This is a genomic window from Bacteroides sp. OF03-11BH, from assembly GCF_003604005.1.
In the GTDB taxonomy this organism is placed as follows: Bacteria; Bacteroidota; Bacteroidia; order Bacteroidales; family Bacteroidaceae; genus Bacteroides; species Bacteroides ovatus.
The window spans coordinates 14131-40351 of sequence record NZ_QTMW01000007.1 but is presented as its reverse complement, the minus strand read 5'-3'; the positions used below and the strand labels follow the sequence as shown (position 1 = coordinate 40351).

Below are 26221 nucleotides of genomic sequence, written 5' to 3'. Positions count from 1 at the left end.
ATATAGTTATGAAAAAGGTTTATCACTTATTGAGCGTTGCACTGCTGGGCGCAATGGCACTAACCTCTTGCGAAGAGGACAAGATAGTGAATGAAAATAACGGTGAAGGGAACGAAACCGACAAGAATCTGACTGATTATTCATTTATAGCTTCTATTAAACAGTCCGCCCCTTTGGGTCGCAGCAATTTGCAGAATGGAGTGTATACATGGAATAAAGGAGATGCTGTTACATTATGGAATCGCAACTTCGGAGCCGGCTATGATTTCTCTATCACCCCGGGGTATAATGACAACCAACCTGACAAATCTGCTGAATTCACAGGAAAAGCTGCTGTAGAAAATGGCCATAAGCTGATTGCGGTATTTCCACGGAAAGAAGCAAAAACATTTAATGACCTGGCTACCTTTTCTATGCCGGAGACATTTACTCAGACTGGAAAAACAGCAGAACTGGCAGCCACTACCTATATGGTTGCCACCGGGGATGTGACTGATAATAAGATTCCTGCATTAACGTTTTCACCATTGACTGCATTGATACAGTTTGGTTTGAAAAACACGTCGGACCGGGAACTGAAGATTCGCTATATTACGCTGGAGAGTGATGATGATGTATTTCCCGCAGAGTTGAAGATCGACGAAGACGGAGTGGTACAGAGTCTTTCAGGTATGCGTAACAAACTGACACTTGACATGAGTGGACAAGCATTGGCGCAGAATGAAACATTAAACGGGTATTTGAATATATTACCTACAACCTATGGTGATACCCGGTTGATGAAAAGTACGACCGAACTGAATATTACAGTAAGCGTTTTGAATAATGAAGTGGAACAGGATATTATCCTGCTGAAAAAAGTAAAAGTCAAAGATTTGGAGGATAACATCGGACTTGATATGGATGCTACTGCCAATCAGTTTGCAGCCGGCAAGCATTATAAAATGGATTTTGAGGTAGATTATCGTTTCAGAATTCCTGATGAGGGCTATATGATCGATGATGATGGAAATATTCATATCTATAATAAGACTGGATTATTCGGATGGAATAAAATTGCGGATGAATACCGTAAGGCAACTGTTACTTTAGAAAAAGAATATATCGATGAACCGGCAGGGGATGGAATAAAAGTGATTGATATGGGTAATGAACTTTGGGAACCTATTAGTGCGTTTGGAGGTGTATTTGAAGGTAATGGTGTTACCATCCGCAATTTGCAAATAGCTAATAAAGGTTTTATTGCTACCAATACGGGAACTATCCGGAATTTGACTTTGGAAAATGTAAGTTTCTCTGCTGATATCACAGAGGGAGCAGGAGCATTGGCTGCCGAAAGTTCAACGAGTGTCATTCAGAATTGTACAGTCAAGGGAGTGACTGCAACCGTTATAAAACCGGTAGTTTTTGGTGGTTTGATCGGTCGAAACTCCGAAGGAAGAATAGAAGGTTGTCAAGTTATCAGTGGAACTATTAACCTTAATTTGAGTGGTGCTGGTAATTCTAATTATGGTGGCTTGGTTGGTGAGCATTTTAATGGAACGGCTCTTATTATAAATTCGTATGTCGGTGCAGATGTAACAATCAAGCATCCTAGTAACTCTAGTGGTGCATCCTGTGTCGGCGGACTTGTTGGCTGGAACAACTCCGGTAAAGTCAAAGGTTGTTACTCATTAGCCAAACTTGAGGTTTCTTGTTCCGGACAAGTAGGAGGACTTATAGGGGCTAATAGTAACGGTACGGTTCTGGCCTGTTATGTAGCCGGTTCAATTAGTGGAACTATCTATAATAATACTGGCGGTTTCATTGCACAGAATACCATTAATAATGCTGATGCTACTGTGACGGCTTGCTACTCGACCACGCAGATAAATGTGACTAATAATGCTGGAAGTAATAAATTGGGAGCTTTCGTCGCTTCGAATTCAACAGGAATCAACCAGTGTTATTTCGTAGGCGAGACGGTGACTAATCCTGTAGGAAGCGGATCTGTAAATGGAATTAGTAAGGTAACAGCTACTCAACTCAAGGATAAGAAACGTCAGATGAATTTGGCAATAGAAGCCAAGGATCCAGAATTTGGTTTTAGCTTTAAAGTGAATGAGGATGCCGGAACTAATATATACTGTCCGTTGATTCTACAGGGGGCTGTGAAAGAACCTGGCTTCGGTGGATCAGATTTTGGAGATGGTGGTGATATTTAAATAACTGATAACAGAAAAAAATAAATCATGAATAAAATCTATTCTTTATTAGGGATCGGGCTGCTAAGTGCAGCCACCCTAAGCTCTTGTAAAGAAGATGTTTTCATTGAAGGTGGGGATGAACTGCAACGGGGAGAATCACAGACTTATGTGGTTGTTGCTTCTATCCGGGGGTATGAAAATACGGACAAAGAATCGTCTACACGTGCCAACGTACAAGATGACGGTAGTTCCTTTATGTGGAATGCCGATGATAAGGTTACACTTTGGAATGGAACAAATGGCTATGATTTCACAACCATAAATTATGATGAGAGTGAACCGTCTGGAAATGTGGAATTTGCAGGGAATGGTAACTTTGAAGAGGGAGCTACTGTTTGGGGAATCTATCCGAAAAAAGATGTTCCGACTTCAGGGAATGTTTTCACTTTTACGTTGGGAGATGCTACGCAAAGTGCCCAAAAAGCAGAGCTGCAGAATACGATGCACATGCTTGCTAAAGGCACGGTGAATGGGACTACCGTCACCAATCTTAAGTTTGAACATTTGACAGCTCTTTATCAGTTTAAATTCACCAATCGAAGACCGGATGCCTATAAAGTGACAAAGGTGGTTGTTTCGGCTGATGCTGCTATTTTCCCAAAAACGTTGACAGTTTCGGGAGAAGAGAAAACGTATGGTGATAAAAGTAATAGTCTGACTTTGTCTATGACAAGTTTGGAAATGGCAAAGAATGAAGTTGCATACGGTTATTTGAGTTTCTTTCCGATAGCAGACATGACAAAGGATACAGAATTAACTTTTACTGCTACGATAGAAAAAGTGGGAGATTCTTCCTCTACGGAAACAATAGAGAAAAAAGGAAAGATCAGTGAACTTTATAATGCCGAATCGGTGGTAGCAGGAGATGAATATAAATATGTGGCTGGAAAGCGATATGGTATATCATTTATGCTGGTGGCAGACTTGGGATATGAGGAGACTGAAGCGGGTAAGTATTTAGTCAAGAAAGAAGACGGGTTGATAAATTTGGCAAGTGAACCGACTGTTATGACGAATGCTGCTACGGTAATTACATTAGATGCTGATCTTGATATGTCGACTAAAGAGGCATGGGTACCGGTTACGGAGTTTAAAGGTATATTGGACGGCAATGGCAAGACTATTTCCGGTCTTACAATTGAAGCAACAGGAAACGATGCCGGTTTGTTTATAACTAATAATGGTATCATTAAAAATTTAACCCTTAAAGATGTAACGGTGAAACAAGTGTCAGGCGCAGCTGGAGCATTTGCAGCAATAAATACCGGAACGATTCAGAATTGCGTCATTGATGGAGGAGCGTTGACTGTCAATGGAACAGATGCTAAGTTGGGGGCTATTACCGGACATAATCAGACTGGTGCGTCAATGATAAAGGATTGTAAGGTAAAAGGTAATGTGGTACTGACTGTTGCCGGTGGTAAAGTAAATGCTGGTGGATTGGCAGGTGTGAACGGATGGTGGTCTAAGGCACAAATACAAGGTTCTTCGATTGACAAGGAGGTATCCTTTGTATATAGAGGTAATGGTGAAGGTGCCATCGGAGGACTTGTGGGTTGGAATGTTCAGGGAACCATAACTGGCTGTTATTCTTTGATGACTATTACTGCATTTACAGCTGTGAATGCCGGTGGTCTGGTGGGAGGAAACGAAGGACCTGTAACCGCTTCGTTTGCTGCTAGTGAAATAGTGGCCAAAGCGTCCGGAAATATTGGCGGTTTGGTGAAAAATGGTGGAACTTTGACAGGATGTTATTCAACTTCTGTGCTTTCTGGCACTGCTTCTGTTACCATTTGTGGAATATCAACGGGATCAGTGACAGCAAACGAATGTTATTTTATGTCCGACGGAGTTTCGAATCCGGGTGGAAACTTACCAACTTCAACTAAGGTAAGCGATGCTGCTGCCCTGATTGATAAAATTGCATCCATGAATCAAGCGATAGCTGGCTCTGGTTACAAGTATGTTGAAAATACAGGAACCGACAGTGCTAGAGTACCTTTACTCATTCAACCGGATGAATAATAACTGACAGGTATTAGTTTGAATCCCCTTATTTATCCTTGTTTTGTATATGAAGAGGACAAATAGGGGGATTCGTATCTGGAATATACTATCTTTGTGTGTCGAAGACATCTTTGGGTTGATTGCGACATACAACATGACATTCATCGTAAAATAAAACTTTATATGAGACGAATCTTTGTTAGCTTACTGCTTTTATCTCTGTTTTTTATGGGCTATGCCCATGAGCCGGAATTTTCAACAGCCGGTTTCTTCCGGTTGCCGGATACCGGGCGTGATGTGTACTCGATGAATCCTGCCTGGCGTTTTTATAAAGGAAGTGCGGTGGGTGCCGAAGCAAAAGAATTTAACGACAAAGCCTGGCAGGTGGTGTCTTTACCTAATGGTATTGAGTATCTTCCTACTGAGGCTAGTGGTTGCATCAATTATCAGGGGGAAGTATGGTATCGTAAACACTTTACTCCATCCGAAGCATTGAAAGGAAAGAAACTGTTTCTCCACTTTGAAGCCATTATGGGTAAAAGTAAGATTTATGTAAACGGTAAATTATTGGCAGAGCACTTTGGAGGCTATCTTCCCGTATCGGTAGATGTGACTGATGCATTGAAGTGGGGAGAGGACAATGTGATTGCGGTGTGGGCTGATAATAGCGACGATCCGACCTATGCGCCTGGAAAACCACAAGATGTGTTAGATTATGCCTACTTGGGAGGTATTTATCGGGATTGCTGGCTGATTGCACATAATTATGTGTTTATCACGGATCCGAATTACGAGAACGAAATAGCAGGAGGCGGACTGTTTATTGCCACCGATCGTGTATCGGAGCAATCGACAGATATTCTCTTGAAAGCGCATATACGTAATGAAGACAAACAGGGCTTTGCAGGAAAAATTTCCTATTCTTTAGTAGACCGTGCAGGAAAAGAAGTGGCATCGTCAGATGTGAAACTGAATATCCGTAAAGGGACTGCGACAAGTCATAATGGAAAGATGAGAGTGAAGCAGCCGCATTTATGGACTCCTGAATCACCTTATCTGTATAATCTGTGTGTGCGTATTTATGATAAGAATGGAAATGTAGTAGATGGTTATCGTCGTCGTGTCGGTATCCGTAGTATCGAATTTAAGGGAAAAGATGGCTTCTGGCTGAATGGAAAACCTTATGGTAAACCTTTGATGGGAGCTAATCGGCATCAGGATTTTGCAGTTGTAGGAAATGCGGTTGCCAATAGTATTCACTGGCGTGACGCCAAGAAACTGAAAGATTTGGGGCTGGAAGTAATCCGTAATGCACATTGTCCGCAAGATCCTGCTTTTATGGATGCTTGTGATGAACTTGGTCTGTTTGTTATCGTGAATACTCCGGGATGGCAATTCTGGAATAACGAACCCATTTTTGCCAAACGGGTTTATAATGATATACGTAATATGGTTCGTCGTGACCGTAACCATCCTTGTGTATGGCTGTGGGAACCGATCTTGAATGAAACATGGTATCCGGAAGATTTTGCCGGGCGTGTGAAAGGGATTGTTGATGAGGAATATCCTTATCCGTCCTGCTATTCCGGTTGTGATGTGCAAGCCAAGGGCTCGCAATATTTTCCGGTACAGTTTGCCCATCCGATGGATCTTTCAAAACGTGATCCTAAAATTACATATTTTACACGCGAGTGGGGAGATAATGTCGATGATTGGAGTTCGCACAATTCTCCAAGTCGCACAGCCCGTAACTGGGGAGAACAGCCTATGCTTATACAGGCTGCTCATTACGCTTCTCCTTATTATAATTACATTTGCTATGATGGTTTGTATAAAGAGTCTCCCTGCCATGTGGGCGGATGCTTGTGGCATTCGTTCGATCATCAGCGGGGATACCATCCGGACCCGTTCTATGGTGGATTGATGGATGTATTCCGTCAGCCTAAGTATTCCTATTATATGTTTAAGGCGCAACGTCCGGCTGTCGTTTCCGAGAGTTTGGCAGAAAGCGGACCGATGGTTTATATCGCTCACGAGATGACACCGTTCTCAAGCAGAGATGTAACGGTGTATTCCAACTGCGATGAAGTTCGTTTGACTGTGAATAAAGATGGGCAAACTTATACCTATAAAAAAGACAAGACACGAAAAGGAATGCCTTCTCCGGTAATAACTTTCCCCGGGATATTTGACTTTATGGTTGATAAGAAGATGACTCGTGAAAAGCATGATGCGGACGTCTATTTCCTGGCAGAGGGACTGATGGATGGCAAGGTGGTGGCTACACATAAAGTAATGCCCGCCCGCCGTGCAGAACAGATTCGTTTGAGAGTAGACAACGAAGGAATCGGACTGCGTGCTGATGGATCTGATTTTGTTACTGTTGTGGCAGAAATCACAGATAAGAATGGAAATGTAAAGCGTTTGAATAATTATTATATCAAGTTCTTTGTAGAAGGAGAGGGACGTATTTTGGGCGGAGCTAATGTATTGGCAAATCCTGCTCCGGTGAAATGGGGCAGTGCTCCCGTATTGATCCAGTCGACCACGACTCCCGGAAAGATTAAGGTAAGAGCCAGTGTTTTGTTTGAGGGATCACAGATGCCCGTAAGCGGTGAACTGGAACTAACATCTTCCGCTCCAATGTATCCATTGATATTTGATAAGAAAGAAGAAGCGTTGCCTAAGCCATCCGAATCGTTCTCCATGGACAAGAAGAGTGATGCTGAACTGGAGTTGGAACGCCGCCGTCGTGAACTGAATGAATTAAAACTGAAAGAAGTGGAGCAACAACAGACAGATTTCGGTGAGAAAGTAGATTAAGACTACTCATTACAACAATTTACTGTTCCGGTGTGTTTTTTAGTAACCGGAGATAGAGAGTAAATGATATATTCTTTAGGCACGGGATACGCATTCCGTGCCTAATTTTTTATGTTTCATTTTTTATCTCTATCTTTGCGATACATAATAAATAAGGACGTATGGAAAAAATTGAAATAGAAGAGAAGATTGTAGCTATGCTAAAGACAGTGTACGATCCGGAGATTCCGGTCAATGTATACGATCTTGGACTGATTTATAAGATTGACGTCTCCGATAGTGGAGAAGCGGCACTCGATATGACGCTGACAGCTCCCAATTGTCCGGCTGCTGATTTTATTATGGAGGATATTCGCCAAAAAGTGGAGTCAGTAGAAGGAGTGAATTCCGCCACCATCAATCTGGTCTTCGAACCTGAATGGGATAAAGACATGATGAGTGAAGAAGCCAAATTGGAATTAGGTTTTCTTTAATCGTTCTATGTCAGGCAGTGCTCTGATTTTATAAGTTGTAATTCGTTATTAGATCTCGTAACTGGTAATTAAATGAAGAACATTTATTTTCTTTCCGATGCACATCTTGGTTCTCGTGCTATTGAGCACGGGCGTACTCAAGAACGGCGTTTGGTGAACTTCCTCGATAGTATAAAGCATAAGGCTTCCGCCATTTATCTACTGGGAGATATGTTCGACTTCTGGTATGAATTCCGGCTGGTAGTTCCTAAGGGGTACACCCGTTTCTTGGGGAAGCTCTCCGAACTAACAGATATGGGTGTAGAGGTGCATTTTTTTATAGGTAATCATGACATCTGGTGTGGAGACTATCTCACCAAAGAGTGTGGTGTCATCATGCATCGCGAACCATTGACTACTGAAATCTACGGAAAGGAGTTTTATCTTGCTCATGGTGACGGCTTGGGTGATCCGGACAAGAAGTTCAAGCTACTTCGTTCGATGTTCCACAGCAAAACTTTGCAAACGATGTTTTCTGCTATTCATCCCCGCTGGAGTGTTGAATTGGGTTTAACATGGGCTAAGCACAGCCGACAAAAACGGGCGGACGGAAAGGAACCGGATTATATGGGAGAAAACAAGGAACACTTGGTACTATATACCAAAGACTACTTGAAAAGCCATCCCAATATCAACTTCTTTATTTACGGACATCGTCACATTGAACTGGATTTGATGTTGAGCGCCACCTCCCGTGTGTTGATTTTGGGAGACTGGATTAACTTCTTCTCTTATGCCGTGTTTGACGGAGAGAATCTCTTTTTGGAAGAGTATATCGAGGGAGAGACACAGGTCTAATTATGTTTCAACAAAATAAAAGGTCAGGCATAATACGGAACAAAATATAAAACAAGGGCACAAAGAAGTAGCAGAAAAATAACCTGCCATCTTTGTGCCTTTGTCGTTAGAGAATCTTCAATGCTTATTAGTTAAATCTTCCTTTCTGCTCAAAACACCCGCTCGTTATTCGGCAAAGTTGGTGTATAAGCGGAACTCGTGTGCAGGAACACTGATCTTTTTTTCTCCCTCCACGGGATTCCCATTTTCCAGATATAGATACCATGTACCTTCAGGAATAGTATAATCGATAGATGCATTGGTGAAATTCGCATACACATGAAGTTGTTTCCCATTCACAGCTTTCAATGTCAGTGTACGTCCATTATCCCAATCATTATAACTGACTTTCCAGGTAAATTGAGAAGAAGCGTTGAATAAATCGGAGTGTGTTGTCCGTAGAGTGATTAGTTTTGTATAAATATCTACCAAGCTTTTACGCTCTGTCTGATATTCCCAAAGGACTGGTTTCTTTCCGGTACGTCCATTTTCGTCTATTGAAATATCATACCCCATTTCGCCGAATTGCCAAAGCATTTTCGGACCTGGAACCGTAAAGAAGAATGCGGCGTTGGATGATAACTGTTTGAGCCGTTCGGACAGGTTGGTTTTTAAGGCTCCATTTCCGTATTCAATCTGTTTATAGGCACACCGCTCTTCGTCATGACTTTCCATATAGCCCACAAATTGATTCGGACGGGTGGTGTCATATAATCCGGAGAAATCACTATTATCTTTCCAGCCCATAGCCGACTGACAATAAGAATGGTTCATATTCCTCCAAAAATGAATTCCTTCTGTGGCTAAAGTTGTTTCTTCATTTGCACAGAAATGTTCCATGGTAACCATTGCATCTTCTTTGACAGCTTTTACGGCTTCGTAGTATTCTTTCAGTACTGATACACGAGCAGGGTCGGTTGCCGCCAAATCATCATCACCTGTTGTCTGTTTCTGTGTGAAACCTTTGGTGAAATCGAAACGGAAACCGTCGATGTGGTAAGTATCTAACAGATATTTCAGGTTGCGTTTGACAAAAGCTTTTGTTTGTTCTGAAGTGTGATTGAAATCATCCGGTGAAAAAACATACTTCTGATGCGGTGTTACAGCGTTCAGCCATGGATTCTTAGTGGAAGGGCGGTTATTAAACGTATCCCAGTACATACGGGCAAACGGATTATCATTGTTCGTATGGTTGTAGACTACATCGAAAATAACGGCGATTCCATTCTGATGGCAGGCGTCAATAAAAGCTTTATATTCATTTTGAGTTCCATACGAGGCATCCAGTGCAAAGTATAGTCCGGTGTTGTATCCCCAACTGTCATTACCTGCAAATTCTTGTACAGGCATCAGTTCGATAGCATCTATTCCCAGTTCTTTTAAGTAAGGCAGCTTTTCCATTGCTCCTGCCAGATTTCCACTGGAAGTAAAATCTCGCAACAAGAGCTCATAGATAACCGGATTTTCTTTATTCTTCATCTCAAATTCTCCGGCACTCCATTGATAGGGTTGTGGGTTTGTGCTTACGACTGATACGTAAGGTGCTTGTGCGCCAGTGGGAAAGTTGGTATCCACTCCCTTTTCCAATGCTTGCTCACAATAAGGATCGCACAAGTAAGTACCGCCATCCGAAGCACTGTACACAAAGTACTGGAACTGTGTTTCACCGGCAGTCAATTCCTCCAGAGTGATCCACCAGCAATGGTTTGTTTCGTCATATTTCATCATGTAGCGACTATCCAGTTTCCAGTTGTTGAAATTACCTGTTACAAATACACAATCTTTATGACCGCCCTGACTGTCCTTATCATATAATACAAGCGTTATCGAAGTGGCCGAATGGATATGAATACCCTCTTTTTCTTCTCCGGATATGGGGAGAGGGGCTTTTTGCGGTTCTTCCCAGATAAATCCGTTTTGACTATCTTCTACTAAAGTTGCGTAATCGTAGGTTTGTTGGCTACCTTCCGCATCACGTACAATCAGGTTAATGGTCTGTAAGGGAGTAGATGGAGCAACAGAATAGAAATGGCGGATAGATGAGGAAAGGGTGATACTCCACACATTGTCCTTTGTCTTTTTCAGTCTGTATTTATTCTGATTATCTCCCCATGTAGGTGCACCTGTCCAGTTTGCTCCTGTTCCGGAGTGTAAGTACAAGTCGTCAGCGTAACCATAGAAGTTACTTCCTTCGGGTGCTTTGAAGGTGATAGTCAGTGGTTCATCCGCTTTAGGAATAGCCGGATCAAAATTAAATCCGTCGTGGAGAACTTGTTCTTCCGGGGCAGGATCAGTTCCGGACGAAGGACGCTCGCCCGGCATCAACGGATCATCATCTGAACAAGCTCCAAAGCTGTTGAGTATCAGCAATAAAAGGAGCCAAATATATTTAAAGTCTTTCATAAGCCTTATTTTAGAATTCTTCTTCCAATGTAGTGGTACTATATTTAGCTTTGAGTGTGTCAGATTTCGATCATATCTCAAATCTCCTCTTTCCCGAAGAGGGAGACTTGAGATATGATCGTAATTGATTCTACTCGTTGTGCTGTTTAAGAGTGTCTGATAGTTATTCGACTTTACCTTTGCCTGTCGTAAAGTTAATATGGACTTTCTGACCGGCTTTTACATTACATTCGTAGCCAAGTTCGCTTAGATTATCCGATACGTTCTTATTCTCACGGTAAACGATAGTACCATCGCCTTCATTAGCCAGATCAAGTGTAAATTCGCTCTTCCACCAGCCTCCGGCATCTACAGCCGTAGTAGAAATACGTGCCATGCCTGTAACGGTTGCTGCCGGTGATATGAAGTCGCTTGTTTTATCGGTCGGAATCCTGAACAAGGTCGTTTCATCGCAATTCCACGAATTGTTAATTACACCTCCCAACAGGTAAACTTCCGGCAAACGGAATGAAATTGTTTTTCCTTCTGTAGTCACTGCGACAATTACCAGATACCATCCGGATTTACCAATGCCAATATTGCCTCCTGAGGATGTTAATTCGGCGAAATCAATTGCTTCCGGAGATAAGATTTCTTCGTCATAACCAAAGTCTCCTTCCCATTTTCTAACCGGAGCAAACTTGATTTGGTCTCCCGCCGTATAATATTGTATACTCCAGAACATTCCGGGAGTCTGTGTGACAGGAACCATTTCAGGAGCTACTGCCCAATCCCACCCAAGACTGTACGGAGATCCATTGATGTACATGTGCTCGGGTAGATCCTCCTTGATTGTGTATGTATAATCTTCTACATTAATCGTAATTTTCATTTTCTTTCCGCCGGCGCAGGTGAGATTATCCGGGTCGGCTCCTTCTTTATCCCTGAAAGCCAATAATCCCGGATCCGGATCTTCTATTACTTTGGAAGCACCCAAGGCTCTTTGACAGGCATCCGGAGCTTCTATCGCACTTCCCGGGACAATCTTGAAATCAAACTTCTCTTCCGACTCGACGACTACTGAAAAGAGATACTGATTGTCTTTGTCTACTTCGAGCTTTGTGGCTGTCGATTTGTCCATCTGCCAGCTGTTTAGATCACCTACTATATAGTATTCCGTATCCACAGCCGGAGTTGCGACCGGAGTGATGGCAGATTGCATTTCCGGGTATTCAGTCAGTGAAGTTGCTTCACCGTTGGTTGTCATGACTACCGGTGTCAGCTTTAAAGTGACTTCGCGCTCTAAAGATTTTTGTGACTTATACAAACTTGCCACTTTTTGGTCAAGTTCTGTCAACCTGACTTTTATATTCCCATCTTTTACTTTTGACGGTAGATTTAATATCTGCCCTTCGGCAACTAATTCTATATTACAAGCTGTGAGTGAGAAGTTTTCTGCAATCGAAGAAACAGAGGCGATTACCACAGAATCGCCCGGCTGTTCTTCAAGTTTCATACTGGCAACCGGAGTTATATCTACCATTGCAGTTATAGCTTCTTCCTGGGGATTGGACTGGGGATCAGCCCAGTCCTTAAAATCTTCATCGCAAGCGGTGAAAGCTGCCGAAGCAAGCAACAGACACGCCATATATGATAATCTTTTCATGATATTCAGTTATTAAAGTTAACGATTATTGAGTAACGGAACCTGTTTTCTGAACAAAGTTCAGATTTATTTTCTGCCCTGCCTTAACGTTTATCGCATATTCAGGACCTATTTCCGACCAACTGTCAATCACACTTTTGTTTTCACGGAACACGATTTTTCCATTAGGTATAGCGAACTCCGTACGCCACCAGTCTTCTCCCGGAACTTTGACGGACATACGCAATTCTCCGCCTCCGGTGCATACCGGTGAAACAAAGTCTGCATCTGCCGTTGTTGGTGCTTGGAATTTGCCTTTATCGCCGAATGTCCAATCTCCTATAGCATTGCCTATCAGACAAACTTCGCCCGGAGCAATATCCAGCGTAAAGGCATAATCAGTCCCTTTGATGCTTACAGACATGATCACTGTATACCAGCCTGTGACATTAACGCTGATATTTTGTCCGCCAAATCCATCATCCGATCCGGTGAATGCATCCGAGGCTATTGTCAGACGTGGATCGTTGAATCCGATGTATTCTCCTTCTTTAGTACCGAACTTGAACATATCAGTGCCTCCGAAATAGAATAAACCGAAGAACTTGGACATTCCGTTTACTGCTGCCAAAGGCACCCAGTTGCTCCAATTACTACCTGCCATCGAGCCATTGATAAATATACTGGAAGGTAATTCGAGAGGCGGTACAGCTTTATATCCCAATACTTTGGGAAGTTCAATTACATTCGAAAAAGCGATGCCACGACCACTATTGGTCAGTTCCGCTTTCAGGCGTACATAAACGGGTATGGGAGTGGTCGGAAATTCTTCATCGGAGGATGCACTCCACAAGTCTCCCAGTGCCAATGCAAATTCTAAAGCTTTCACTTCCATTTTGGCAGAAGAATGGGTAGTACCCAAAGTTGTATAATTAGCTTCCGTATTTGTCTCTGCATGAGCGTCAACGAAATTTTCTTCCAGTGAAATTTGTACTGAATAAGTGGTTGCCATCGGAATCCCGTAATCCGGTTGTGTACAGGTTAATTCCAATGATTCGGAGTTTTTAAGGTCGTACACGTTGTTGGAAGCAAAAGCTGGCACATTCAGTACGAACGTATCCGGTTCGTTCAACACAGGGTTGCTGTCACGGTCTGCTTCACAGGCGGACAGAGCTAGTAGCCCCATTGTCAATGTAAATAGTTTATATAGGTTTTTCATTGTTTTCAGTCTTTAAAACGTGAATAAAGGTTCTATCAATATCCCGGATTCTGAGTCATATTTGTATTCGTCAGCGTTTCTGTTTTCGGTATCGGATAGAGATTATAGATCGAACTCACACCGTTTCCTTCAAAGGAACCGCCTTTCCAATCCCAGAGGTAGGTGCTTGAGGTGAAATAGCCATAACGGATCAAATCTGTGCGTCTGAATCCTTCCAGATACAATTCGCGGGCACGTTCATCCAGAATATAATCTAATGTCAGGTTATTGGCAGAGGGTATTTCTGTTGCTTTGGCACGGTCTCTGAGGGCTTTGATATCCAACCAGGCATTTTGTTGTGCATTTGCGCCGCCTGCTCTCAAATAGGCTTCCGCGCGAATCAGATAAGCTTCCGCCAAACGGAAGAACGGAATGTCCGTATCAGGAATTTTAGCATCGTGAGCGGGTTGTCCGTCCGAGCGCAGATTACTCCATTTCATAAATGAAAGTCCGTCGGTGAATTTACCTACACTTTCCAGTTCGGCTTTGCGACCGGTTGTATAGAACAAGGCGCGTTCATCTTTTGCAGCAGCCTGCACATCTCTCACATTCTGCCATTTATTATCGGTATATTCGGTGAAAGGAATATCCTCACTGTTTGCGAAGAACTTGTCAACCAGTGCTTTGCGTGTACGGATACATTCCCAAGGGTCATTTGTTCCGCGATTCGGCATGTCGCTCTTTTGCGTTGCAGCAATCAGGAAGTAACTTCCTCCGTAACTCTTTGCTTGTACACCATCCTGACGGATAGAAAGGATGATTTCTTTTTTAGCATCGGGATTTTCATCATTGTCTGCCATAAAAAGTTGTTCGTAATTTCCACACAATCCGTATCCATTGGAGGGATCGAGCACTTTGCCGGCATAGGTGATAGCATCATTCCAACGCGGTTGTCCGGTGTATACTTCGGCATTGAGATACAAACGGGCACGCAGCAACCAGCAAGCAGCTTTGTCGGCACGTCCGAAAGGAGCTTGACGCGGTTCGCTCATATCATTTTCGATGCTTTCCAGTTCGCTTTCAATATAAGCGAACAGTTCGGAGGCCGTCTTTTGAGGAGGATTCTCTTTGGAGAAGTGTTCGGTGAAAGGAGCTTTTCCGAAGGTGTCCATCAGATAATAGTAAAATAAGGAACGGAGAAAACGGGATTCGGCACGTTGCTGAACGGAGGTAGCATCCTCTTTTCCGGCGATCTGATCCAGGAAGAAATTGCAGAGTGTGATATTATATGCTAAACGATTATATAATATTTCTGTCTGCTGATGAGAGGAGTTCCAACGCATATAAGTTAGTTCGGGGATACCGGCATTTTCTTGCCAGGTCCATATCATCTCATCAGTGCCATATTCATTGTTAGTGAAAAGAGCGCGATAGAAACAGGATTGACCTTCGTCCTTTACTGCGATATCCGGATCTTCGCTCAATTTTTGTCCGGTAAGTCCCAGTGAAGCGTATAGTTTGGTAAAGTACATATCTTGGTCGAAGGTGGCAGTCATCTGAGGATCGATTGGAGATATATCCAGGTCATTGATACAGGAGGTCATTCCGGTGGTCAGGCTAAGGAACAACGCTGCTGAAACTATTGATTTTATATATTTGAACTTCATAATAGTCTACTTTTTAATAAATTACAATCTTAGAACTGAAGACTTAGCCCGAACAGGATAGTGATCGGATGAGGATAAATGTTCCTGTCAATACCTGCTACTCCGGCATCATTTCCTGAACTGATAACCGATTCAGGATCGAGTCCTGTATACTTGGTGATAACGAAGGGATTCTGTACAGTACCGTAAATACGGCCGTTGATACCTTTATAAGCCTGGGACTTCAGTAAATTTTTGAAGCTATAACCTACTGTTATGTTATCACAACGCAAGAATGAAGCATTCTCAACGAAACGATCGGACAGATAATAGTCTCCCTTTCCTTCAAATCCCAGATTCACGGCAGCTGTCGGGCGGTTGGAATAGTATCCATGATTAAAGATTCCTCCCTTGCCGACACTGGATTTACTGGCCAGTACGTCATTGTACACATAGTTATTCAGGCTGGCACGGAGGGCAAAGCTTAAATCCCAATTTTTATAAGTGAATTTGGAAGTCAGTCCCATCAATACGTCAGCGGCAGGTTTTTTATAGATATATTTGTCCGAAGCGTTGATGACACCATCTCCGTTACGGTCTACGAACATGTTTTCAATCGGTTTTCCATCCTTATCATACACTTGTTGGTAAACGAAGAATGAGTTCATCGGATAACCTACTTTCTGTACCTGGCAGGTTGCACCGCTAATACCAGTAGATACACCTCCGGTTTCTACATAGTAATTAGAATCATCTCCTCCGGTCAGTTTAGTGATTTCATTTTTGTTCCAAGTGATGTTATATCCCAAGTCCCAGACAAAATCTTTGGTTACAATAGGTTTGGCATTGATGGTGAATTCAAGCCCCGTATTTTTTAATGAACCGATGTTGCTGATCAGTTGGGTATTAAAGTTAGTCCCCGCCGCAATCTTTACGGTATTGATTAAATCGTCGGTTTTCCGGTAATAGTAATCCATCGAGCCGGAGATACGTCCGTTCAGGAAAGCAAAGTCGAAACCTGCGTTATAAGTCGTTGTCTCTTCCCATTTCAGGTCTTCGTTATAAGCTTTAGGACGCATAGTGCCATAATAGGTATCCCCGAAAGGATAATAACCTCCGGCTGCGTTGACGCGGTACAGTGCCATATAAGGGAAATCATAATCGTCGCCTAAGTTCTGCTGACCCGTGATACCCCATCCGAGGCGGAGTTTCAGATCTGACAATACTTCTACGTTTTTCAGGAAATTTTCTTCTTTCAGTTTCCATCCCAAAGCAACAGAAGGGAAGCTACTCCAACGGTTGTCTTTAGAGAAACGGGAAGAACCGTCCTGGCGGAAAGTGGCTGTCAGCAAATAACGGCTAAGTAATGTATAATTTACGCGGGCAAAATAAGAAACTAATGTACTGTGATGTCCCCAGGCTGTTTGTGAGCGCAGATTCGGATTGTAGGCTTCGCCTGTTAACGGATTTGTTCCTTGTCCGACTTTATATCCGGTATAGTGGAAATGTTGCTCTTCACCACCCAGTATTACGTCGACATAATGATCCCCGATTTCTTTGGAATATTGTGCATAGGCATTCACCGACAGGTTATATTTGTAGCCGTAGTCAGTCCCGTTCCAACCATAGTAATAAGAGCCCGGGGCATAAGGTGAATTTACATTCTTTTCCTTACCTTCCGAGTAGTCACCGCCTACGTTAGCATGGATATGCAGGTCAGGGAGGAAGTGGAATTTATAGTCTACTTCTACATTGCTGATAAAACTGGTGTTTCTGGAAGTATGTTTCTTTAGTTTCAGTAGGGAAACAGGGTTGGCGGTTGAATTACTTTCCAGTGTAAGCGGCCATTCCGGATCGTTATATGAACTACCGTCACTGGTCGGTTGGTAGAATCCACCGAAGTTTTTGTACATGTCCGAAGAGTCATATACAGGTTGGGTCGGGTCCATGGTCAAAGCTGCGCCGATAGCCCCGTCGTCAGCATAACGTTGGTTGGCCCACATCATTTTAGCATTGATATTGAACTTCAGGTGATCTTTAAAGAAAGAGGGTGTCAGATTGACGGAGGCGGTATAACGCTCGAAATTAGATGTCATCAGGATCCCATTCTGATTGGTGTAACCGAAAGAAACACGATAAGGCATATTTTTCAAACCACCGCTTACAGTCACGTTATGGTCTGTACTAACGGCTGTCTGGAAAATTTCTTTCTGCCAGTCAGTGTTTGCTTCACCGAAGGGGCTTGGAGCATTTCCTTCACCATAAAGTTTGGATACGTATCCTTTGAATTCATTGGCATCCATTACGTCTATTGTCTTTTGCAGTATACCGGCGGAAACGTTACCTTCATAGTTCACCTGTGGTTTGCTGCCTGCTTTCCCTTTCTTTGTAGTGATGATAATCACACCATTAGAAGCACGTGAACCATAGATGGCGGTGGCCGAAGCATCTTTCAAAACAGTGAAAGTTTCGATGTCATTCGGGTTTACCATTGCCAAAGGATTAGTCAAACCTTGCACACCGCTATTATCCATTGCCAGTCCGTCGATAACGATCAACGGATCGTTTTTGGCGTTCAATGATGAACCACCGCGAATACGAATCGTAGCTCCTCCACCCGGAGTACCGCTGGAAATTACATTCACACCGGCTATTTTACCTGTTATCATATCCTGTGCGCTGGTGGTTACTCCTTTGCTGATTTTATCCGGCTTGATGGCAGTAACTGATCCCGTCAAGTCGTTTTTCTTTACTGTTCCGTAACCTACAACGACTACGGCGTCCAATACTTGAGAGTCATCTTCCAGTGTGACCATTACCGAAGGAGCTGCTTTAATTTCTGCTGCTTTGTAACCGACGAATGTAATGGACAGAATAGAATTTTGAGGAACATTCAATGTGAAGTTACCGTCAAAGTCAGTGATGGTACCCGTTGTGGTACCCTTGGCAATGACATTGGCGCCAATCACGGGTTCGCCCATAGCATCTTTCACATGTCCTTTGACTGTGATTTGCTGTGCATAAGCGCCCAGTGATAAAAACATCCCTATTAACAAGGGGAGAATCGTTTGAACGATTCTAAATTTAACTTGCTTCATGCATTTAAAAAATTAAAGTTAACAATATAGTAATATTATTTCTCTCTCTTAAAAGTTTCTTTAAAAATACCTATTGAAAACACTTTTTTTAAGACTATCCTTTATTTATAGTCTTTTCAATCCCTTAACCTCTGATTTGTTTTTCACCTCTTTGATACTGATTGCGTATCCACCGCCATTGGCAGCGTGCAGATTCAGTTTGCTTTTATTATTCAAGATACCTTTTTTGATGGTGTATGCCTGCGGGTTATCTTTCCAGTCGGCATCTTTGGCATCTGCGTATACGGTAGCGACGTATTGTTTTCCCGGTTCCAGGAAATCGAACGTTAATTGGGAGTCGTGGCCGTTTTCACCGGCTGTGCAGCCTATGTACCAGTCGTCCGTTCCTTTTGCTTTGCGGGCAATTGTGATGTATTCTCCCGGTTCTGCTTCCAGATAGATTGTTTTGTCCCAGTCGAGAGCGACGTCTTTGATAAACTGGAAAGCATCCATAAAGCGTTCGTAGTTTTCCGGAATATCGGCAGCCATCTGCAAAGGGCTATACATGGTGACATACAATGCCAGTTGGCGTGCAATGGTTGAACGTACCTGGGAGTTGTTTGCCGGATTCATCTGGTTACAGTGAGTCTCGAAGATGCCGGGAGTGTAATCCATCGGACCACCGACCAGGCGTGTGAAAGGCAGAATCGTCGTGTGGTATACTTTATTTCCTCCAAATGATTCATATTCTGTTCCACGTGCGGATTCATTACCGATCAGATTGGGATATGTACGGCAGATACCGGTTGGACGGGTTGCTTCGTGTGCATTGACCATGATTTTATAATCGGCGGCTTTTTTCACGGCATACAGGTAATGATTATTCATCCATTGACCGTAATGATGTTCTCCGCGTGGAATGATATTACCCACATAACCGCTTTTAACCGAGTTATATCCATTGTCTACCATGAATTGGTAAGCTTTATCCAGGTGACGTTCGTAGTTGCGAACAGATGCAGAAGTCTCATGGTGCATCATCATTTTAATTCCTTTGCTTGCAGCATAACGATGGATTTCCTGTACGTCGAAATCAGGATATGCAGTCAGGAAGTCAAATACATAGTCTTTGCTGTTGCCGAACCAGTCTTCCCATCCTTCATTCCAACCTTCTACCAGCACTGCATCAAATCCGTTGGCTGCGGCAAAGTCGATGTAACGTTTCACGTTAGCTGTATTGGCAGAATGTTTGCCGTTCGGTTTGGTTTTGGAGTAGTCTGTAACGCCAAGTTTCACGCTGGTCAGTTCATCTGTATAAGCCCAGGAACCTTTTCCGGTAATCATGTCCCACCATACGCCTATATATTTCACCGGTTTAATCCAGGAGGCGGCGTCTGCAATCTTACAAGGTTCGTTCAGGTTGAGGGTGATGCGGGAGGCGAGAATGTTACGTGCATCATCACTGACGATGATCGTACGCCACGGAGAGTTGCACGGAGTCTGCATGTAACCTTTATCCCCTTTTGCATCCGGTGTCAGCCAGGATTCGAATATCATGTTTTTGTCGTCCAGATTGAGGTGCATACAAGAATAATCAATCAAAGCGGCTTCGTGCAGATTGATGTATAAACCATCATCTGTTTTCATCATCAGTGCCGTCTGTACACCTGTCGGTGAAAATGGGGTTTGAGAAGAATTTGGAGTGATCGCCTGTTGCATCAAACCTCTGATTTCCGATAGACGGGAGATGGTGTAGTCGTACTCTTGAGTGTCGTAATCGCCCGGTATCCAGTATGCGATATGGTTGCCTGCCATGGCAAATTGGGAATGTTCTTCCTTGATAACGAAGTAGTTCAGTGATTTCTGTTGCGGAAATTCATAACGGAATCCCAAACCATCATTGAACAGGCGGAAGCGAACAACGATGGAACGGTCGTTCATTGGCTGAAACAGAATGACTGCCAGTTCGTTATACTGATTGCGGATTTCCTTTTCTTCTCCCCAGACTGGTTGCCAGGTTTCGTCAAAGGTAGTCGTTTGCGCATCTTTCAGCTTGAAGCCATTATAAAGATTGGATTTAGAATCGAGCTTGGTGAGGTCTCTGCGGTCTACCCAGTCAAAGTCGGTTCTGGTATTATCTTCTTTTTTCAATTCCAGTCCGAGAGTGCTCGGCTTAATTACCACCTTGCCTTTGTAAGTCAAGTCGTAGGTTGGTGCGCCTTCTTTGTTAACCTGAAAGGTCAGAACCAGATTGCCATCCGGTGAGGTCAGTTTCTGTTGTGCATTCGCAATGAATGAGATGCAAAGGAATGCGATGATCGAAAAAAACTTTTTCTTTTTCATTCTATTTATGGTATTAAATTGTAAGCTAACCGATATTTCTATTCCTGTTTGTTTCGGATATTGCAAATGTAGCAACCACCTTCACTTTTTTGTTTGATTAGAATAAAAATACAAGTTTGTATAAATGCTAGTATCTTGTTTTATAATTGTTTATCTATCTGATTTCATTGGATAAATATAAGTCGTAGTGAACTTGCTTAGAAGGCTAAAAGGTATATCCCACGGCTTGGAAGTGTTAATTCATTTCTTAATTCAATCTTTTTGTCTGTGAGCAAATCATGAGCAGACGAGGTGGAGAGTATTTCCTGATAAGGATGTAAGTCAATAGTCTGTTCCCGGTCGTTTCCATTCAGAAAGACAACGACTGATTGGTTACCGTATTTGCGTTCATAAACATAAATGCCTTTATTGGGTGCGAAATGTTTTAGTTTGCCTTTGGCGATGACTTCATTTCCTTTTCTCCATTGGAGCAGTTTTTGCATAAAAGAGAAGGCTTCATTTTGTTGCGGAGTACGGTTGGTTGCTTCAAAACAGTTTTTGGCGTCATTCTGCCAACCTCCCGGAAAGTCACATCGGAGTAATCCGTCTCCATTTGCTTTGTCGGCTGCCATCAGGATTTCAGTTCCATAATATATTTGTGGAATTCCACGGGTAGTCAGTAAGAATGTCAAGGCTTGTTTATATCGGTTCAGGTTCTTGGTATCTTCCTCCGAACGGTAGAAACGGGAAGTATCGTGATTATCGAGGAAGGTCAGCAGACTCATTGGATCGGCGTAGACAATATCCTGTGAGAGGTATTCGTAGAGTCTGAAAAGTCCTCCGTTCCATTCGGTGGTTTCTTCGTCGAAAGCTTTATTTATTTCTTCCATCAGTGGGAAATCCATGACAGTAGGAAGATAACTGTTTTTCGGATAAGCAAGTTTACTGTCTTTCTGCCAGTAGGAGATCAGTACATTGCTGCCCAGCCATGTCTCACCGACAATGTTGAATGAAGGATATTCATCATTGACCGCTTTGCACCAATGCGCCATCATTTCAAAGTCGGCGTAAGGATGTGTATCCTGGCGGATTCCGTTGATACCCGCATATTCTATCCACCAGATACTACTCTGTATCAGGTAAGTGGCTACGTGACGGTTTCGTTGGTTGAAGTCCGGCATAGTCAGTGTGAACCAACCGTCAATGGCCAGCTTTTTATCATAATCGGAAGTATAAGGGTCCATTTGGGTGGCAGTTTTGAAACTGGTCTGCATGTAGTTTCCCTCAAAGTTGAACCAATCTTTGGCAGGCATGTCTTTGAATAGATAATTGTTCGAACCGCAATGGTTGAAGATCATGTCCATGACTACCTTTAGCCCTTTAGCATTGGCTTCTTTTACGAGATTGCGAAACTCTTCATTGCTTCCGAGGCGACGGTCTACTTGATAGTAATCGGTGATGGCATATCCATGATAAGAGCCTTCCTTCATGTCATTTTCCTGAATCGGGTTAAGCCATATACTCGTAACTCCGAGGTCTGCAATATAATCCAAATGTTTCTCTATTCCTTTTAAATCACCGCCATGACGGGCGAAAGGTTCGTTGCGGTCTATGTTTGCTTCCAACATTCCGGGAATTATATCATTGGAGGGGTTGCCGTTGGCAAAGCGGTCCGGCATAATGAGATAAAGTACATCACTGGAGTTGAAGCCTTCTACTGCTGAAGCATTCTCTTTGCGCTGTTTAAGTTCGTATGGTATTTTAGTCTGTTTTTTACCTTGTTTCAGGAGAATGTCGAAGTGCTGAGGGATAGCTTTTGAAAGATCTAAATATAAGATCAGATAATTAGGATTTTCCTGTTTCACCACGTCCTGCAGGGTGATGTCATTAGAAGAAATACTTACCTCTGCGGATGATATGCCATCGCCGTATAGAAGTATTTGTAGTTCGGGATTCTTCATTCCTGCCCACCAAAAGGTAGGAGCCACTTTCTTTATATTGGTTGCGGCGAATGCTTGATGATAACCCGATAGAAGTAATAGTAAAATAGCAAATAACAAATTTCGTTTCATGGTAGCTAGATTTTTAACTGTTTGCTCGGAGAACCGATGATGCAAATGTAGGGGGATGCTGTGCACCTTTGTGAGATTAGAATGGAAATATAAACCTGTTATCTGACTATGTTGCTGATAATTAGTTGGATATTCTAATACCTTATGCCGAAAAATACAAGTGAAAATGAAAATAGTTATACCCATATTTTTCGTTTTCATTACTATATTTCTTATATTTGTAACATCTTTAAAAAGGAACCTTATGAAAAATCTAACCCTTTATATGCTATTTCTTCTTTTGCTCTTTCCTTTTTCGTTGTGTGCAATGCATACGGATAATGCGGCTGCTCTTAAAAAGCTGGATGAAGTTATAAGCAAGAAAGAGACTTTCCAGATTCGGAAAGAGAAAGAGATTAATAACTTGAAATTAGAACTTGCCCATTCTACTGATCCTGTTCGAAAATATGAATTATATGCCTCTCTTTTTGGTGCTTATTTGCATTATCAGGCAGACTCGTCCTTATATTATATTAACCGTGAGATGGAAATCCTTCCATTGTTGAACCGCCCGGAATTGGAGTATGAGATCATCATTAATCGTGCTACGGTAATGGGAGTAATGGGAATGTATATAGAAGCCATTGAACAGTTGGAGAGGATTGATCCTAAAAAATTGAATGAGTGGACTCGGTTATCTTATTATCAGACGTATCGTGCCTGCTACGGGTGGTTAGCAGATTATACGACCAATAAGAATGAAAAAGAAAAGTATTTGAAGAAAACCGATTTATATAGAGATTCCATTATTGCTGCGATGCCTCCAGAGGCAAACAAAACGATTGTTTTAGCCGAAAAATGCATAATGAACGGGAAAGCCGATGTCGCTGTGGATATGCTGAACAATGCTTTGAAAGAAATTCAGGATGAACGTCAGAAAGTATATATTTATTATACTCTTTCCGAAGCTTATAGTATGAAGAAAGATATCGAAAAAGAAGTTTACTATCTGATTCTGACTGCCATTGCGGATCTGGAAACTCCGGTGAGGGAGTATGCTTCATTGCAGAAACTCGCGCATCTGATGTATGAATCAGGAGATATTGACCGTGCCTACAAATACTTGAGTTGCTCGATGGAAGATGCTGTGGCGTGTAATGCCCGTTTGCGGTTTATTGAGGTGACGGAGTTTTTTCCGATTATCGACAAGGCGTATAAATTAAAAGAAGAAAAAGAACGTGCCGTTTCCCGCGCTATGTTGATTAGTGTCAGTTTGTTGTCTTTGTTTCTTCTGATTGCTATTTTCTATCTATATCGTTGGATGAAGAAGTTGTCTGTTATGCGGCGGAATCTTAGTCTGGCTAATAAACAAATGTCTGCGGTCAACGCGGAACTGGAGCAAACCGGAAAAATAAAAGAAGTCTATATCGCCCGCTATCTGGACAGATGTGTCAACTATCTCGACAAACTGGAAACTTATCGTCGTTCATTGGCAAAATTGGCAATGGCATCGCGTATCGAAGATTTGTTTAAAGCTATCAAGTCCGAACAGTTTATCCGGGATGAGCGGGATGAATTCTATAATGAGTTCGACAGGTCTTTTCTGAAACTTTTCCCGAACTTTATTTCAGCTTTCAATAATTTGCTGGTAGAAGAAGGAAGAGTGTATCCTAAATCCGATGAACTTCTGACAACAGAACTTCGTATCTTTGCCCTTATCCGTCTGGGAGTAGTAGACAGTAACAAGATTGCTCATTTTCTCGGTTATTCTTTGGCAACTATCTATAATTATCGTAGCCGGATGCGTAATAAAGCTGCCGGAGATAAAGATATGTTCGAGCAGAATGTAATGAACCTATAATGTTATTCACAGATAGCAATATGTTATTACTTCGTAATATACGAGCCAATAATGCTTGTGTATAAAGCAAATATCTACTTTTAGTGTTCAATAATCCACTGTGCATCTCTCTTTTTTTTCTACCTTTGTAGACAACTAATCTAAAATAAATATACTAGAAAATGAAAAAGTTAGTCTACACACTGTTCTTTGTCCTTATCTCCGTTGTAGCCAACGGGCAGGCAAAGTACGTATTCTATTTCATCGGAGATGGAATGGGAGTCAATCAAGTAAATGGTACGGAGATGTATCAGGCGGAAATTCAAAATGGTCGTATTGGAGTCGAGCCTTTGTTATTTACTCAATTTCCGGTTGCTACCGTAGCAACCACTTTCTCTGCTAAAAATTCAGTAACAGACTCTGCAGCTGCAGGTACTGCATTGGCAACAGGAAAGAAAACTTATAATGGCGCTATTTCTGTAGGAGAAGATAAAAATGCTATTCAGACTGTCGCAGAAAAAGCAAAGAAAGCAGGAAAAAAGGTGGGCGTAACGACTTCTGTCAGTGTGGATCATGCTACTCCTGCCGCATTTTATGCACATCAACCCGATCGTAATATGAATTATGAAATTGCTCTTGATTTGCCGAAAGCCAATTTCGATTTTTATGCAGGCGGTGGTTTCTTGAAACCTACCACCACTTATGACAAGAAAGAAGCTCCGAGCATTTTCCCTATTTTTGAAGAGGCAGGATATACAGTAGCACGTGGTTACAATGACTATAAGGCAAAAGCTGCAAAAGCAGAAAAGATGATCTTGATTCAGGAAGAGGGAGCCAATCCTTCTTGTCTGCCTTATGCTATTGACCGCAAAGAGAATGATTTGACATTAGCACAAATTACGGAAAGTGCTATTGACTTTCTTACTAAAGGCAATAATAAAGGCTTTTTCCTGATGGTAGAAGGAGGTAAAATAGACTGGGCATGCCACGCTAATGACGCCGCTACTGTGTTCAACGAAGTGAAAGACATGGATAATGCCATCAAAGTAGCTTATGAATTCTATAAGAAACATCCGAAAGAAACGCTGATTGTGATTACCGCAGACCATGAAACAGGTGGTATCGTGCTCGGTACGGGAAAATATGCGTTGAACCTGAAAGCATTGCAATATCAGAAACATTCTGCTGACGGACTTTCACAACGTATCAGTGAATTGAGAAAATCAAAAGGCAATAAAGTCACTTGGGAGGACATGAAAACATTCCTCGGCGAAGAAATGGGCTTCTGGAAACAATTCCCTCTTTCTTGGGAACAGGAAAAGACGTTGCGTGATGAATTTGAGAAATCATTCGTGAAGAATAAAGTCGTATTTGCTGAAAGTATGTACTCTAAGAGCGAACCGATGGCTGCACGTGCAAAGGAAGTGATGGATGAAATCGCTATGATAGGTTGGGTAAGTGGCGGGCACTCTGCCGGTTATGTTCCTGTATTTGCTATTGGTGCAGGTTCTCAACTGTTTGGTGAGAAGATTGACAATACAGAAATTCCTAAAAGAATTGCGAAAGCTGCAGGATATAAATAATAGAACTGTATGAATATAAAAATAGCCGGAAGTCCTTGGACTCCCGGCTATT

14 protein-coding genes are annotated in these 26221 nt (G+C 42.4%); 7 read left to right on the top strand and 7 right to left on the bottom strand.

All coding sequences use genetic code 11. From position 1 onward, the window contains the following. Positions 1 to 8: 8 nt before the first annotated feature. The 5 genes from DXA54_RS07300 (at position 9) to DXA54_RS07280 (ending at position 8386) form a co-directional block, all read left to right on the top strand. Entirely contained in the window at positions 9 to 2204 is a 2196-nt protein-coding gene (locus DXA54_RS07300; protein ID WP_032842940.1) for a hypothetical protein, read from the top strand. Between the two features lie 27 nt (positions 2205 to 2231). Next, the gene (locus DXA54_RS07295; protein ID WP_008649573.1) at positions 2232 to 4271 is read left to right on the top strand and encodes a GLUG motif-containing protein; all 2040 of its coding nucleotides are present in this window, start codon (positions 2232 to 2234) and stop codon (positions 4269 to 4271) included. 165 nt (positions 4272 to 4436) lie between these two features. Next, positions 4437 to 7076 (top strand): glycoside hydrolase family 2 protein, encoded by a 2640-nt coding sequence (locus tag DXA54_RS07290; RefSeq protein WP_032842943.1) that lies wholly within the window; start codon positions 4437 to 4439, stop codon positions 7074 to 7076. Between the two features lie 161 nt (positions 7077 to 7237). Continuing rightward, entirely contained in the window at positions 7238 to 7549 is a 312-nt protein-coding gene (locus tag DXA54_RS07285) for an iron-sulfur cluster assembly protein (protein WP_004299750.1), read from the top strand. Between the two features lie 72 nt (positions 7550 to 7621). After that, on the top strand, positions 7622 to 8386 hold the full coding sequence (locus DXA54_RS07280; protein ID WP_004299751.1) for a UDP-2,3-diacylglucosamine diphosphatase: 765 nt from the start codon (positions 7622 to 7624) through the stop codon (positions 8384 to 8386). Positions 8387 to 8551: 165 nt separating this feature from the next. Here the strand turns inward: DXA54_RS07280 and DXA54_RS07275 are convergent, their stop codons facing one another. From DXA54_RS07275 to DXA54_RS07245, 7 genes are all read right to left on the bottom strand, one after another. Then, on the bottom strand, positions 8552 to 10828 hold the full coding sequence (locus tag DXA54_RS07275) for an alpha-amylase family glycosyl hydrolase (RefSeq protein ID WP_004305044.1): 2277 nt from the start codon (positions 10826 to 10828) through the stop codon (positions 8552 to 8554). A gap of 163 nt (positions 10829 to 10991) precedes the next feature. Then, complete coding sequence (locus DXA54_RS07270) at positions 10992 to 12473, bottom strand: DUF5115 domain-containing protein (RefSeq protein ID WP_032842945.1); 1482 nt, start codon at positions 12471 to 12473, stop codon at positions 10992 to 10994. Positions 12474 to 12498: 25 nt separating this feature from the next. Next, the gene (locus DXA54_RS07265) at positions 12499 to 13671 is read right to left on the bottom strand and encodes a SusF/SusE family outer membrane protein (protein WP_004324583.1); all 1173 of its coding nucleotides are present in this window, start codon (positions 13669 to 13671) and stop codon (positions 12499 to 12501) included. Between the two features lie 35 nt (positions 13672 to 13706). Continuing rightward, complete coding sequence (susD, locus tag DXA54_RS07260; protein WP_008649576.1) at positions 13707 to 15317, bottom strand: starch-binding outer membrane lipoprotein SusD; 1611 nt, start codon at positions 15315 to 15317, stop codon at positions 13707 to 13709. A gap of 29 nt (positions 15318 to 15346) precedes the next feature. Continuing rightward, positions 15347 to 18394, bottom strand: a complete 3048-nt coding sequence (locus DXA54_RS07255) for a SusC/RagA family TonB-linked outer membrane protein (protein ID WP_004299756.1) — start codon at positions 18392 to 18394, stop codon at positions 15347 to 15349. 105 nt (positions 18395 to 18499) lie between these two features. Beyond that, positions 18500 to 20716 carry a glycoside hydrolase family 97 protein gene (locus tag DXA54_RS07250; RefSeq protein ID WP_004299757.1) on the bottom strand — a complete coding sequence of 739 codons (2217 nt, stop codon included), beginning with the start codon at positions 20714 to 20716 and terminating at the stop codon, positions 18500 to 18502. Between the two features lie 197 nt (positions 20717 to 20913). Further along, on the bottom strand, positions 20914 to 22767 hold the full coding sequence (locus DXA54_RS07245; RefSeq protein WP_004299758.1) for a glycoside hydrolase family 13 protein: 1854 nt from the start codon (positions 22765 to 22767) through the stop codon (positions 20914 to 20916). 244 nt (positions 22768 to 23011) lie between these two features. Between DXA54_RS07245 and DXA54_RS07240 the strand changes: the two genes are divergently transcribed. Beyond that, the gene (locus tag DXA54_RS07240; protein ID WP_004305037.1) at positions 23012 to 24607 is read left to right on the top strand and encodes a DUF6377 domain-containing protein; all 1596 of its coding nucleotides are present in this window, start codon (positions 23012 to 23014) and stop codon (positions 24605 to 24607) included. A gap of 161 nt (positions 24608 to 24768) precedes the next feature. Continuing rightward, complete coding sequence (locus tag DXA54_RS07235; RefSeq protein ID WP_004299760.1) at positions 24769 to 26169, top strand: alkaline phosphatase; 1401 nt, start codon at positions 24769 to 24771, stop codon at positions 26167 to 26169. Positions 26170 to 26221: the final 52 nt, after the last annotated feature.